The organism is Ruegeria sp. CE9 (genome assembly GCF_056537425.1).
This window is the reverse complement of record NZ_JBQFRO010000005.1, coordinates 248,819-262,607: the sequence shown is the minus strand read 5'-3', so window position 1 is coordinate 262,607 and position 13,789 is coordinate 248,819. Positions and strand designations below refer to the sequence as shown.

The following is a 13,789-nucleotide window of genomic DNA, read 5'->3' as shown; positions in this document are numbered from 1 at the left end:
AGTTAACCGACTTAGAGGCCTGCATGTTGCATGTTGCCACCGTGCTTGACCGACCGTTGACTGTGGCGGCATTACATGCTGCACAGTCTGGCGAGGCAGGTGAAGTAACCGTTCGTGATGCGATGAGCGCCGCACAACGTGTTGGCTTGCAGGTCGGATTTGGAGCGCGCAAGCTGTCAGCATTTGATGCGGCATTAGCCCCCGCGATTCTACTGCTGGAAGGGGATCGTGCAGTTGTCTATCGTGGGCGCTCTCCCGCTGGTGACCTATTGGTTTTTGACCCAGCGTTGGATGACGGAATTGGCGAAGTTGCCGAAAGCTATCTGTCGAAGGTGTATAAAGGCTATGCGCTACTATTTCGGGCAATGCACCGAGACGTAGCAGCCGACCCAACGACAGAACAAGGTGGGCACTGGTTTTGGTCCGCCCTTGCCACAAACCGATGGTCATATGTTCAGGTCGCACTGGCCGCTGCGATGGCGAACATATTGGGACTTACAACATCGGTCTTCATCATGGTCGTATATGACCGGGTCTTGCCAAACGAAGCGACCGAGTCGCTGATTGCATTGACTCTTGGGGTTGGCTTGGCATTGATCTTCGACTTCGCGTTGAAACTCCTGAGGGCAGGCTTCATTGATCGCGCTGGTCAGAATGCGGATATGTCCATGGGACGACGGGTCTTTGACCAGGTGTTGAATATACGCATGTCGTCGCGCACGGGCTCCACCGGTGCCATGGCCAGCACAATTCGCGAATTCGAAACACTGCGCGAGTTTTTCACGTCTGCGACACTTGTCGCTGTCGTCGATCTTCCGTTCATTGCCGTGTTTATTTTCACGATCTACTTGGTCGGCGGGCCACTAGCGGTGGTTCCGGCGCTTGCTGTACCTGTTGTCTTGCTGAGCGGATTGGCCGTCCAGCCAATCCTGTCACGTCTTGCAGAGCGAAGCTTTTCCGAAGGTCAATCCAAACAATCTGTTTTGGTTGAGGCGGTGTCTGGCCTGGAAACCATCAAGACGACCTCAGCCGGGCGCCTGATGCGGGCGCGATGGGAAGGCGCCATCAAACGCCAATCAAACCACGGAGCACGCAGCAGAACAGTGACTCAGATTGCTCTGAATCTGACCGGCTTCACGCAACAGGCGGCACAAGTGATTATCGTGTTCTACGGGGTGTTCCTGATTTCGGACGGTCAGACAAGCATGGGCGCTCTTGTTGCATCGGTTATGCTTACAGGTCGCGCGCTGGCACCGCTTGGTCAGCTCGCGCAAACCCTGACACGTGTCAATCAGGCCCGCAGCGCTTATCGCAATCTGAATGCGTTGATGCAGGCTGGCAATGAACGGCCTGCCGGTCAGTCCTGGATAAGCCGATCTGAATTTTCCGGGCGCATAACATTTAACAACGTCTACTTTGCCTATCCTGACCAATCCGATGACGCGCTGAAAGGTGTTTCCTTTTCAATTGAGCCTGGCGAAAAAGTAGCGGTTCTTGGCCAGATCGGATCGGGCAAGAGCACGATCGCTCGGCTGCTGTTGGGGCTTTACCAACCGAGGGTCGGATCCGTGATGCTGGACGGGCTTGATATACGGCAGATTGATCCGGGGGACTTGCGACGAAATATTGGTTCAGTCTTGCAGGATGTATGGCTTTTCTCTGGGACGGTACGCGACAATATCGCCAGCGGGTCTGTACGCCCGCGTGATGACCAACTGATCCATGCTGGACGTATCGCCGGTGTCGAAGACTTCATCGCGCGGCACCCGCGTGGCTATGACCAGCAGATCGCTGAGCGTGGAGAAGGTCTTTCCGGCGGTCAGAGGCAGGCGATTGCGCTGGCCCGTGCGCTCATTGGCCGCCCTCCTGTCCTATTGCTGGATGAGCCTACAAGCGCGATGGACGTCAAATCCGAAGCCGAAATTATTGATCGGCTGAAAGAAGCTACACCAGATACAACGATGGTGATCGTTACGCACCGGACCAGTCTACTGGAATTGGTCGATCGGGTCATCGTTATCGAAGACGGCAAAGTTGCTATGGATGGCGCTAAAAACATCCTAACACGCCAAGTGCGCAGCTCGGGGAGTCGTCTGAATGTCGCAGCATCCTGATTTGGAGCGCCTTGCGCGCGAAATGCAGGGGAAGGCACCAATACGAGGGTCGCTATTGCTCTTGCTGATCCTCGGATGTCTGGCAAGCGCGGTTATTTGGGCACATTTTACTGAACTGGATGATGTCGTGAGGGCGGATGGTCGTATCGTTCCGTCTGGGGATATCCAAGTCATCGAAGCGACTGAACCCGGTGTTTTGCAGTCCGTGCAAGTTCGCGAAGGTATGGTGGTTGAAGCTGGAACTTTGCTGATGGAACTCAATACCAACCAGATTGAGCAGGAGCTAAGTCAGGAACAACAACGCGTCTACGGGCTCATGGCGCGCGCGCAACGATTACAGGCCGAAATCGACGGGACTGAGCTTGAGTTTGACAAGACGCTTATGACGGGTGCGCCGGAAGTAGTCCGGTCTGAAACAGCTTTGTATCACGGACGACAAACGGAACTGTCAGCCGAAATTGCAATTCTCTCCAGACAGCGCGAACAGAGACAACGCGAGTATGAAGAAGGCCTGGTTGACCAGGTAACTTCAACAGAAACGCTGAGTGTCTTGGCCGAAGAACGGGCAATCATGGTGCCACTGGTGGAACAGAGAATGGAGCCTGCAACAACGCTTTTGGCCCTGCGCCGAAGCGAGGCGGAGTGGAAGGGCCGCAAGGTGCGTGCCGAGGCAGTCGTCAGCCGATTGAAGGCTGGACTTGAAGAGGTTGATGACAAGGTCCGAGCCACTCGCAGCCGTTTTCGCAGTGCTGCATTGACGGATTTGGCCTTGGTTTCGGCAGAACTGGCTGCACTGCAGCCTGCCCTGCCCGCCTTGCGCGACCGTGTATCTCGGGCGCAAATCCGGTCACCGGTTCGAGGTGTCGTAAACCGGATTCATCAGACAACGATTGGCGGGATGGCAAGAAGTGGCGAGGAGTTGATCGAAATTGTGCCTTTGGGCGACCGCTTGTTGGTCGAAGCTTATGTCCAGCCCAAAGACATCGCTTTCCTGCACGCGGGGCAAAAGGTTAAAATCAAGATTACGGCGTATGATTTCTCGCGTTATGGCAGCCTGGATGGCGAAATCATCCGAATAGGGGCAGACACGATTACGCGTTCAGAGCGGAGTGAAGAAGAGGTTTTCATAGTTGAAATTCAGACCACGAACACGATGCTGGATTCAGGTGGTGTCGCAGCTGAAATCATTCCTGGTATGATTGCTCATGTCGACATCTTGTCGGGTCGAAAATCAGTGCTTGATTACCTGATCCAACCTGTTCTGAAAATCAAGGATCAAGCTTTGCGCGAATGAAGGTTGAACCTAAGACGGAATAGCAGGCAAGGCGTTGTCGAACTACCAATCGGTAGTCCAGGTAGGGATGTTTCCTATCTATGACCATGAAACTTCGCCAAGAAAGATGTATCCGGCACCATATATCGTTTTGATAAGTCGTGGATTTTTCGGGTCTTCTCCAAGCTTCGTCCGCAAGCGGGAAATCCGTACATCCATAGCCCGGTCAAAGCTATCACCAGCCGCGCCACCCAGCATTTCTTGCATTTGGGCACGGCTGATCAGGCGTTTGGGACTTTCAAGGAAGAGGCGCAGAACTTCACCTTCGGCATGACTGAAGGGGGTTTCAATGCCTTCTACATCGATCAGCAGATACCGGTCAAAATGCGCGGTCCAGCCGTTGAATGTGGCAATATCCGAGTTCTTCGTCGCTGGCCCAGGCGAGCGCAGACGCGCCCGGACCCGAGCGATCACTTCGGCAGGATCAAAGGGTTTGGTGATGTAGTCATCAGCCCCAAGCTCTAGCCCAGTCACGCGGTCCTGCACTTGGGCGCGGCCCGAGATAATTATGACAGCGGCGCCTTGTTCAAGCGCTAGTCGATGCACAAGAGCCAGCCCGTCGGTATCCGGCAAAGACAAATCCACCAGACACAGATCCGGCGTAACCCGTTTCAGTGAAGCCTCAAATTCACGGGCACGGGAAAAGCTTTGAGTCCGGAAACCGGCATCTTCCAACGCGTCAGTCAAAATGCGGCGGATTTCTGGTTCGTCATCGAGGATGGTCACCAATGGTTGTTTCATCTAAGCGGCCTTGGTTTGGATTAGCGCCGACAATTGTGACGACGTGAAGGGTTTGCTCAGAACTGGTGCGCGCGTCAGCGCCCGATGATGCAGCGGATCAGAAAGCGGCAGCGATGTCATTAGAATACAGGGCAACGCACCGTCCAAGCGGTCGACAATATCGATCCCAGTTCTGTTTCCTTCCAGCCTGATGTCCGATAGCACCAGTGCGATATCGCTGATGTCGGAAGTTAACGCTAAAGCCTCATCGGCCGAGCTTGCCTCGATCACCGAGCACCCCAACTCGACCAGCATATCCCGGAACTGGCTACGTAGCTCATCACTATCTTCAACCAACAGTACGAGACCCGCCTGCGTTTGTGGCGCCGGACGATAAGGCAAACGTATCACAACAGAAGCGCCCGAAGGCGTGTTCCGTAAATTCAAATCACCGCCGGCCAGTTTGACGGTGTCAAAGACCATGGGCAGCCCCAGTCCCGATCCATCGCTGCCTTTCGTCGTAAAGAATGGGTTCAACGCCTTTTCCAAGGCTTCCGAGGAAAACCCCGGGCCTGTATCGGATACAGTGATCTCAACCCAAATTGTCCCAATTGCATGCGCAGTGATCGTGATTTGACCAGCAGCACCGCAAGCATCCCGTGCATTTAGTACCAGATTTAACAACGCGTCCTGTACCATCCCGGGATCAAGCATCAACGCATTGTCGGGAAGCGTATTCACGACTGACAATCCCACGCCCCGCGGCAAGGAAGGCGTGGCGAGCACACGCAAATCCTCAAGCAATCCGCTCATATCGGTTGCCTGTGGCTGAGGTGTACGATTGCCGGTCATATCGGCGATGCGATTCAGCAATTGGCCACCGCGTCGCGCTGTTTGCTGAGTGGCCGAGACGAGCTGGCCAGCCTCTGCCGGTAATTCCATTTTCTCCAAGCGGGCCTGCATCCCGAGAATGATGGTCAGCAAGTTCGAGAAATCATGCGCAAGTCCACTGGTCATCTGCGCAGCCATAGCCCGACGCCGTGTTTGCTGAAGGGCAACACGGGCCTGGGTTTCTTCGGTGATGTCCACCGACATGATATAAACACCCCCCGCCTTATCCGGTGTGAATGACACGCGGATGCGGCGCGAATCCTGATCCTCGGTAAATTCGAAAACCGACGGTTGCCCTCCATAAGCTTGCTCCAGATGCAGCTTCACGCGGCCATAGGCCGATGATCCCAAAGCCTGCGAAATATGAAGTCCCAAAATGTCTGATGGCCGCCCGGGCATGACCGAGCTGAGGCGGCGATTTGAGTAATCGTAACGCCCATCAGCATCCAAATGCGCAATATGGGCCGGCATCATCTCGGTCGTCATTCGCGTGCGCGCCTCGATCTCGGTCAACTGGCGCTTCGTTTCTTCCAGCGCTGTGATGCTCGCTTCTAGCTTTCGGTTTGTTGCGGAAAGCGCTTCGGCGCGGCTCAGCAGTTGGTCTGACAATTCTTCCGACCGGGCCCGCAACAACTCTTCGACCTGTTTGGTTCGCGTAATGTCGGTATAGACAGCAACCCAACCTCCATTTGGCAAAGGCGCACCTTCGACCGAGATCACCTGGCCATTGGGGCGGGTGCGCTCCATATAGTGCGGCTCAAATGCCAAAGCCTGCGCGACCCGGATCTCAACCATTTCGTCAACGTTACCTTCAGCGCCGTATTCTCCTCGGCTCGCGAGAAATTGAATCGTGTCGCGAAACAAGGCGCCCGGTTCGACCAATGCGTCCGGCAAACCAAACATTTCCTGAAACCGCAGATTGCTGACCACCAGACGGAGTTGGCTATCATAGATCGACAGTGCCTGCCCGATCAGGTTCAGGCCAGCCGTCGTCATCGCCTTGATGCGCTGTTCGGATATGTCCAAAATCATCCTCCCCTGCGCTTATGGGTAACACCAGTTCAAGCACAGGTGTAGGGAGATTTAGCTACCCATGCAGCGGCATATTGTTCGCGGAACGGTAGGCCTGAACATAGCCGCGCGCGACCGATCGAACAGCTGTTCCGATTTGCGAATAAGCCTCATCCGGTAAGTTGGCGAACGATACGCGCGCCGACCAGCTTGGCGCGTCAAACCCGCTGCCGTTCAAAAGGACGATGCCATAGTCCTCAGCCAGTTTGAACGCGATATCCAGCGGGTGAACATTCTGCTTGACCCATGCCACGACATCCTCGCCGATGTATTTCCGTAGCCAGTATTCGAAATCGATAATCCCGTAATATGCGTCGTAATGTTCCCCTGCTTGTACTTCGATCCCCAAAGCTTCGGTCAGGAGTCTAAAGCGTCGCTGAACCAGTTCCATGCAAGCGGTTTGGTAGATTTTCTTGGTGTCAACCAGTTCGCTCAAGGAAAACAGGGTCATCATCACCTGCTGGGGCAGCGATAGCCCGGCGGTGTGATTCAAGGCTACATCGCGGCTGTCGGCGACCAGCCGGTCAATAAAGCGAATATCACGCGGCGTGAGGCTAAGCGTGCCATAGCGCTTATCCAATGCTTGCTTGATCTCATCCGGGTGGTCCGCCAGCTTGAGGTCGAAGATGTTGTCTTGCGCAACGGCGATCACGCCAAGACGCCAGCCAGTACAGCCGAAATACTTCGAGTAGGAATAAACCCCAATCGTATTGCGAGGCAGGTGACCCATGACCGAGGTGAAATCATGTACGAAAGTTCCATACACGTCATCCGTCAGCACGATCAGGTCCGGGCGGTGGTTTTCCACCAGATCCGCCAATTTGTGCAGTGATGCGGTACTTAGCGCAACAGAAGACGGATTGCCGGGATTGACCAGAAATAACGCCTTGACCTTAGGGTCTTTGAGCTGTTCTACCGCAGCGTCGGTTAGCTGAAACCCATCCTCCTCATCGGTTTCCACATGGACGGATTCAAGGCTGTAATCCTCCAACTCGGGCATTTCCAGATATGGTGTGAAGATCGGCGTGCACAGCGCAATCGTGTCACCCGGGTTCAGCAAACGGTTGGCCTTGAGCGATTTGAAGATGTAACACATCGCTGCAGTGCCACCTTCGACCGCAAACAGATCAAATTGTGTATCAGGCCGGTGCCCCCGACACATGGACCACATCAGATATTCATGGGCGATGGTGGCGTTGTGTTTCAGGATGCGGTCGGGGACCGGATAATTGTCACCGATGATCGAATCCGTCAGCTCATGCACAAACTCATCTGCATCGAAGTCAAACGCGGAAATGGCATGTGCCACAAGTTCTAGCAGCGTATCCACACCCGGCGTGTCAGAATGGTCAGACGCCCAGCTTTGCAGCCGTTCATGGCAATCCTTCTGCGCAGGCATTCCGCCTAATCCTGCACGGTGATTCATCACACGTTTGGATTCGGTAATCGCAAATTGACCAAGGGCAAAGAACGCCTCGCGCGGACGAGTGGCGACCCAGTTGGGATTGCCGCGACCTGCGTTCAGAAAAGCGCTGTTGGCCTTTCGCGCTTCGGCCGATGCCAGCTTGATCAACTCATCCTTGATCTGAAACGGGCTGAGTGCTTCGTAATCGTGCAGCGTTACTCTATCCATAACATGAACCTTTCCAAATCAGCTTAAGATCAAAACAACAACCATCCCGAAGATGGTTAGCAAAGTGTTCCCGATCGCGTACGGCATTCCATAGCCAAGCGCAGGAATGCGGCTTTGCGCGGCTTCCTGGATCATCCCCAGCGCAGCTGTAGTGGTCCGCGCGCCTGCGCAGGCACCAAATAGAATAGCCGGGTGGAATTTGAACACGTAGTGCCCCACATAAACAGCGAAGATCATCGGCAGTGACGTAGCAACGATCCCCCATAGCAAGAGGGCAATACCTGCCTGCTGGAGCCCGGCGACAAAGCCCGGCCCGGCAGTGATCCCGATCACCGCGATAAAGACGTTCAGGCCCAGCGTGTTCATCAACCAAAGTGCTGGGCCTGGAATGCGCCCAAAGGTCGGATGTACGGTGCGCAGCCAGCCCAGCACCAATCCGGCCAGCAGTGCACCGCCAGTGGTCGAGAGGCTGATCGGGAAGCCACCCATCATGACGGACAGCGTTCCGATGATGCCGCCGATGAAAATCCCCCAGCCCACAAAGGCCAGATCAGTTGTGTCTACTGGGCGATCAGCATAGCCGATCCGGGCGACGGCGGCTTCAACGTGTCGTTTGCTGCCTTGAATGGTGACGATGTCACCACGATGCACGACCGTACCCGGCAGCAGAGGCAGATCCTGCATATTGCGCATCAACTTTGTAACATAGATGCCCCGCGCCATTGACAGTTTGCTTAGCTCTTCGAGTGTTTTGTTGTGTACTTCTTTGCTGGTGATCAGCACATCCAGCTTTTCCGAAGGGATGCTCAACAGTTCTGGCGCATCAGCCTCGGTCAAATTTTTCTCAAGCAGTCCTACCAAATCAGAGCGGCGGCCTGAGAACATCACCACATCCCCAGCTTGCAATATGGTGTTGTCATCAACTTCTATAGTCTGTCCATCACGCCTGAGGCGTTCAGCATAGATGCGTACACCGGGCATCAAATCCTTGACCGGTTGCCCAAGCAGATCGCTGCCTTCAGGTATCTCAAAGGCCCGCGCTTCAATCGCGCGATAGGCCGAGACGATGCCATCACCGGTTTCGACTGCGGCGCTTCCACCCAGCTTGGCCTCGTATTCCTTACAGGCGGCGACCAGATCAACGCCAATCAGGCGTGGGCCGATCTTGGCCAGAATGATGGCCGAACCGATGGTGCCGTAAATATAGGTGACCGCATAGGCCACCGGGATCTGGTTGGCGTAGGTCTTGGCCTGTTCTGCCGACAGGCCCAACTGACCGATTTGGTCAGTGGCTACACCAATCGCCGCCGAAATCGTTTGCGATCCGGCATAGAGACCGGCGGCATAGCCAAGCTCTAGCCCTGCCACCTTGGCTGCAATGATCGGGATTATCAGGCAAAGGGCCAGCACGCTGAGCGCAAAAAAGACTTCGCGCGCGCCATCGGCTTTCAGACCACGGATGAATTGTGGTCCTACACCGTAGCCTACGGCAAAGATGAACAAGATGAAGAAGGTCGATTTGACTGCCGAGTCGATATCGATTTGGGCCTGTCCGATCACAACCGCCGCCAGCAACGTTGCTGTGACCGTACCCAGGCTGAATCCCATTAGCTTCCAAGGCCCAACGAGAAATCCGATGCCGATGGACAGGAACACCGCCAACTCAGGGTAGGTTTGAAGAATGTTCACCAGCCAATCGACCATTTTATCACCTCTCAATCTGGGCCTAACAGGCATCCGAGGCAAGAGTCGGTGACAAGGCCAAACGCCTTGAAATACTAGTACGCAAACCGACCAAGCCGCATGCTCGAATAATTCAACCACAACAGGAAAACTTAGGCCTCACGATAACGCAAGAACAGTAATTGTCTATAATTATCTGAATATTAACAACTGTGGCGATTAATCGCCGCCTTCGATGCTTTGCTGCCTCTGACCAGCGGGACAAGATCGCTATAGTAACAATTCTCGCATCGCACGGCCGCTCGACATCAACAAGACTCCAGACAGAGATGGCCACTGTCGCACCATCGCAATGCGTTTCCGCAAAATACCGGCTTCTTTGAACAATTCCATTGCAGGTACCCGTCGTTTGCCATCACATACCGCTATGACACGGCCGACGATTATTTCTGAGACCAACGCAACCGGCGTTTGTATACGGATTGCGGGAGATTTGCGGACGCAATCCCTCGATCGTGTCGAGCGGGATTTCGCGGCTCTCAAACCTGATGGAGAAGATACGACTGTCGACATGTCTCAGGTCGAGGCGTTGGATACTGGAGGCGCCTGGCTTGTTGCCAATCTGGTGCAACGCCTTGGATCGGCTGGCGTTCAGGTCAGATTCGACGGGTTAGAACCAGCGCATTCTTCGTTGATCGAGACGGTATCGCAGAACATTCCCGAAAAAACCGGAGAAGAACTTCCGCCCCGTGGTCTCATCAACTGGGTGGCTCGGGTCGGGCAAAAGACCTTTGGTGCGTGGCAAGACACCCTGTCGATCATCGGCTTTCTGGGCCTCACGTTGCATCGGTTGGTTCGGACCTTGATCATGCCATGGCGGCTGCGTCGTGCGGCGTTGGTGTCACAAATGGAACAGGTCGGCTTCAAGGCGCTGCCGATCGTTTCCTTGATGGGCTTCCTAATCGGCGTCGTTCTGGCCTTTCAGGGTGCAACGCAGTTGAAACAGTTTGGTGCTGAGATCTTTGTGGTCGAGCTGATCTCGATCTCGATCCTGCGTGAGCTGGGCATCTTGCTGACCGCGATCATCGTCGCGGGCCGGTCCGGGTCGGCGTTTACGGCCTCGATCGGGTCGATGAAGGTGCAGGAAGAGATCGATGCGATGCGGACGCTGGGGCTGGACCCAATTGAAGTGCTGGTCATTCCCCGCGTTCTGGCGCTTCTGATCATGTTGCCGATCCTGGGTTTTGTCGCCGACATGGCGGGCCTGATCGGCGGCGCGTTGATGAGTTGGATCGACCTTGGCGTCAGCCCGGGCATGTTCTTGACCCGGCTGAAGGAAAATACCGGTGTCGCACAACTGGCGGTCGGAATGATCAAGGCACCGTTTTTCGCGCTGGTGATAGGTGTCATCGCCTGCTGGCAGGCCATGCAAGTCAAAGGGTCATCCGAAAGCGTTGGTCAGCGCACGACGGCCTCGGTGGTGCAATCTATCTTTATGGTCATCGCCATCGACGCCCTGTTTTCGATCTTCTTCTCAGAGTTGGGGGTCTGACATGGACGGAACCCCGCTAACAGACAAACCGCAATCCGACACCAAACGCGAAGCCGTTATTCGGGTACGCAATCTGACCAACCAATTCGGCGAGCAGGTGGTACACGACAACCTTAACCTCGATGTCTGGAGAGGTGAGGTACTGGGTGTTGTTGGTGGCTCGGGCACCGGGAAATCGGTCCTGCTGCGCACGATCGTAGGCCTGAACAAACCAAAATCCGGTAGTATTGAGGTTTTGGGCGTCGATGTTCTCAACGGCCCGGAAGAAGAGCGTCAGCGGATCGAAAAAAGCTGGGGTGTCGCGTTTCAGGACGGGGCGCTGTTCTCTTCGCTGACCGTGCTGCAGAACGTGATGGCGCCGCTGCGCGAACATACTGGTATCAGCGAAAAACTGATGGCCGCGCTTGGGGGCCTCAAGATCAGTCTGGTTGGCCTGCCTCAGCTAAGCTGCAGCAAGTTTCCATCCGAGTTATCCGGCGGGATGCGCAAACGTGCGGCCTTGGCCCGTGCCTTGTCGCTGGACCCCGAGATCGTGTTTCTGGATGAGCCAACCGCTGGATTGGACCCAATCGGGGCTGCAGCCTATGATGACCTGATCGGAGAGCTTCAGCATGCGCTGGGGCTGACCGTATTCATGGTGACCCATGATCTGGACAGTCTTTATGCCATTTGTAACCGCATCGCGGTACTTGCGGAAAAGCGTGTGCTGGTTGAAGGTCCGATAGAAGAGATGACCAAGGTCGATCATCCTTGGGTTCAGGAATATTTCACAGGCCCCCGCGCCCGCGCGGCCCAGCAGAAGGGGCAGGACAGGTAGAGGCGATGGAGACCCGAGCGAATTATATCCTGATCGGTGCGTTTACCTTGGCGGGCATTCTGGGAGCCTTCGGGTTCTTTCTATGGCTCGCCAAATTCGAAGTGACCCGGCAATACGCCTATTATGATGTGCTTTTCGACAATGTTTCGGGCCTTTCAGCAGCGGGCGGTGTGAACTACAATGGCTTGCCGGTCGGCCAGGTTATTTCACTTAATTTGGATGAAGATGATCCCTCTAAAGTGCGGGTGCGACTTGAAGTTGACGCCGATATTCCGGTGACAAAGGAAACCATTGCGCAGTTGCAATCTCTAGGCGTAACCGGGGTGGCCTATGTAGAGCTTTCCGGCGGGTCTCCGACTGCAGAAAAGCTGGCCCAGAACAGCGTTATCCCAAGCAAACGCAGCTCGATCCAGTCCTTGCTGGAAGGAGCGCCAGAGGTGCTGGAAAAGGCTGTCACGCTGTTGGAAAATCTCAATTCCGTTGTCGATGACAAAAACCGCAAGGCCGTTTCGGATATCCTGACCAATCTGGCGGACGCGTCAGGTAAACTGGATAAAACTCTGACGGATTTCCAATCGCTCTCGTCTGATCTGGGCGGAGCGGCCAAAGACGTCGGCGAATTTACCAAGAGGTTGGATACTTTGGCGAATACTGCCGAAACGACATTCAGCACTGGAACTGACACGCTAAAGAGCATCAAAGAGACTTCGGACACCGCCAAAACAACGCTGGAGACTGCAAACAACGCCATTGCCAGTGCTGAAAGGGTGATTCAGGAAGATCTTAGGCCCTTTATCGAACGTGGCTCAATCCTTGCTGAGAGGCTGACTCAATTGTCGGATGAGGGCAGCGTCACGCTTGGCGTGATCAGCGAAACTGTTTTGAACGCAAACACCACTCTTGAATCAGTTACATCGACCATGGATTCGGCAAAAGGGGCGCTTGCTTCGGCAGAGAGAGCGTTCGACTCGGCCAACCGCGTGATGGACGAAGATATCTCTCCGGTCGCAGAGGAAGTGAGCAAGGCGGCCAATCAGGTGGCGGAAACCGTCTCGAATATCACCCAAAAGATCGACGAAATCTCTGACGATGTCCTCAGCGCTTCGAAATCGGCTTCAGATTTGTTGGCAACCATTGATGGCGTCGTTCAGGATAACCGGCGTCAGGTCTCGGATTTCTTGCGCGTCGGCTTGCCCCAATTCATCCGGTTCATCGAGGAATCGCAACGTCTGGTCATCAGTCTCGATCGGTTGGTCGACAAGGTTGAACGTGACCCGGCCCGCTTTTTGTTAGGCACCCAAGCATCGGAGTTTCGTCAATGATACGGACCTTAGCTTTCACTCTGGTATTGGCTGCTCTGACGGGTTGCACTGGCCTTGGGACGCTCCGGCAAGCGTCCAAGCCGAACGACCTGTATTTGCTGACACCTAAAAGCACGTTTTCTACGTCTTTGCCGCGTATCCAAAAACAGATCGTTGTCGAAGAACCCACGGCGACGGCTGCGGTAAACACCGACCAAATCGCCGTGCAACCGACCTTGTTGCAGGTTCAATATCTGCCCCGAGCCCGCTGGGTTGATCGCGCACCGCTGATTGTGCAGGCCTTGATGGTCGAAAGCTATGAGAATTCGGGCAAAGTTGCCGCCGTTGGGCGCTCGACAGTCGGCCTACGTGCGGATTATGTGATCGCGCCTGATCTGCGAGAGTTTCAAGGGATTGTCATCAGCGAAACCGAGAACTCGAAGACAGTTCGCGTAGAGGTTCGCATAAATATCAAGATCATCGATGAATACGAGGACAAGATCATCGCCTCCAGCTCTTTTCAGGAAGCTGTGCAAGCAACCAGCGATCAGACCGATGATCTGGTGGAGGCCTTTGATGTCGCCTTGGGTAAGACCATGCGGGATGCAGTTGAATGGAGCATTCGTAGAATCCACACCCACACGCTCAATAATCCGCGGTCAAACCCAAGCTAG

The 13,789-nt window shown here is 54.9% G+C and carries 10 protein-coding genes; 6 read left to right on the top strand and 4 right to left on the bottom strand.

The window, feature by feature from the left end:
• Window positions 1-23: 23 nt before the first annotated feature.
• Both ACR0B3_RS12260 and ACR0B3_RS12255 read left to right on the top strand, forming a co-directional pair.
• On the top strand, window positions 24-2,114 hold the full coding sequence (locus ACR0B3_RS12260) for a type I secretion system permease/ATPase (RefSeq protein ID WP_480809327.1): 2,091 nt from the start codon (window positions 24-26) through the stop codon (window positions 2,112-2,114).
• Window positions 2,098-3,408 (top strand): HlyD family type I secretion periplasmic adaptor subunit, encoded by a 1,311-nt coding sequence (locus ACR0B3_RS12255; RefSeq protein WP_480809326.1) that lies wholly within the window; start codon window positions 2,098-2,100, stop codon window positions 3,406-3,408. The genes ACR0B3_RS12260 and ACR0B3_RS12255 overlap by 17 nt, the downstream gene beginning before the upstream one ends.
• 78 nt (window positions 3,409-3,486) lie before the next feature.
• Here the strand turns inward: ACR0B3_RS12255 and ACR0B3_RS12250 are convergent, their stop codons facing one another.
• From ACR0B3_RS12250 to aspT, 4 genes are read right to left on the bottom strand one after another with little or no spacing between them, the layout of a single operon-like run.
• The gene (locus ACR0B3_RS12250; RefSeq protein ID WP_480809325.1) at window positions 3,487-4,188 is read right to left on the bottom strand and encodes a response regulator transcription factor; all 702 of its coding nucleotides are present in this window, start codon (window positions 4,186-4,188) and stop codon (window positions 3,487-3,489) included.
• The gene (locus ACR0B3_RS12245) at window positions 4,189-6,090 is read right to left on the bottom strand and encodes a PAS-domain containing protein (protein ID WP_480809324.1); all 1,902 of its coding nucleotides are present in this window, start codon (window positions 6,088-6,090) and stop codon (window positions 4,189-4,191) included.
• A gap of 55 nt (window positions 6,091-6,145) precedes the next feature.
• Window positions 6,146-7,762, bottom strand: a complete 1,617-nt coding sequence (locus tag ACR0B3_RS12240; protein ID WP_480809323.1) for a bifunctional aspartate transaminase/aspartate 4-decarboxylase — start codon at window positions 7,760-7,762, stop codon at window positions 6,146-6,148.
• A gap of 18 nt (window positions 7,763-7,780) precedes the next feature.
• Window positions 7,781-9,466, bottom strand: coding sequence for an aspartate-alanine antiporter (gene aspT, locus ACR0B3_RS12235; RefSeq protein WP_480809322.1), 1,686 nt, complete (start codon window positions 9,464-9,466; stop codon window positions 7,781-7,783).
• 406 nt (window positions 9,467-9,872) lie between these two features.
• On the opposite strand from aspT, the gene ACR0B3_RS12230 reads away from it, so the two are divergent.
• From ACR0B3_RS12230 to ACR0B3_RS12215, 4 genes are read left to right on the top strand one after another with little or no spacing between them, the layout of a single operon-like run.
• Entirely contained in the window at window positions 9,873-10,997 is a 1,125-nt protein-coding gene (locus tag ACR0B3_RS12230; protein WP_480809321.1) for an ABC transporter permease, read from the top strand.
• A gap of 1 nt (window position 10,998) precedes the next feature.
• The gene (locus tag ACR0B3_RS12225; protein WP_170723328.1) at window positions 10,999-11,814 is read left to right on the top strand and encodes an ABC transporter ATP-binding protein; all 816 of its coding nucleotides are present in this window, start codon (window positions 10,999-11,001) and stop codon (window positions 11,812-11,814) included.
• A gap of 5 nt (window positions 11,815-11,819) precedes the next feature.
• On the top strand, window positions 11,820-13,136 hold the full coding sequence (locus ACR0B3_RS12220; protein WP_480809320.1) for an MlaD family protein: 1,317 nt from the start codon (window positions 11,820-11,822) through the stop codon (window positions 13,134-13,136).
• Complete coding sequence (locus ACR0B3_RS12215; protein WP_480809319.1) at window positions 13,133-13,789, top strand: ABC-type transport auxiliary lipoprotein family protein; 657 nt, start codon at window positions 13,133-13,135, stop codon at window positions 13,787-13,789. Before ACR0B3_RS12220 ends, ACR0B3_RS12215 begins: the two co-directional genes overlap by 4 nt.

Bases quoted from the DNA above. Each gene is read 5' to 3' on its own strand.
- ACR0B3_RS12260 (WP_480809327.1), top strand. From the start codon at position 24: ATGTTGCATGTTGCCACCGTGCTTGACCGACCGTTGACTGTGGCGGCA.
- ACR0B3_RS12255 (WP_480809326.1), top strand. From the start codon at position 2,098: ATGTCGCAGCATCCTGATTTGGAGCGCCTTGCGCGCGAAATGCAGGGG.
- ACR0B3_RS12250 (WP_480809325.1), bottom strand. From the start codon at position 4,188: ATGAAACAACCATTGGTGACCATCCTCGATGACGAACCAGAAATCCGC.
- ACR0B3_RS12245 (WP_480809324.1), bottom strand. From the start codon at position 6,090: ATGATTTTGGACATATCCGAACAGCGCATCAAGGCGATGACGACGGCT.
- ACR0B3_RS12240 (WP_480809323.1), bottom strand. From the start codon at position 7,762: ATGGATAGAGTAACGCTGCACGATTACGAAGCACTCAGCCCGTTTCAG.
- aspT (WP_480809322.1), bottom strand. From the start codon at position 9,466: ATGGTCGATTGGCTGGTGAACATTCTTCAAACCTACCCTGAGTTGGCG.
- ACR0B3_RS12230 (WP_480809321.1), top strand. From the start codon at position 9,873: ATGACACGGCCGACGATTATTTCTGAGACCAACGCAACCGGCGTTTGT.
- ACR0B3_RS12225 (WP_170723328.1), top strand. From the start codon at position 10,999: ATGGACGGAACCCCGCTAACAGACAAACCGCAATCCGACACCAAACGC.
- ACR0B3_RS12220 (WP_480809320.1), top strand. From the start codon at position 11,820: ATGGAGACCCGAGCGAATTATATCCTGATCGGTGCGTTTACCTTGGCG.
- ACR0B3_RS12215 (WP_480809319.1), top strand. From the start codon at position 13,133: ATGATACGGACCTTAGCTTTCACTCTGGTATTGGCTGCTCTGACGGGT.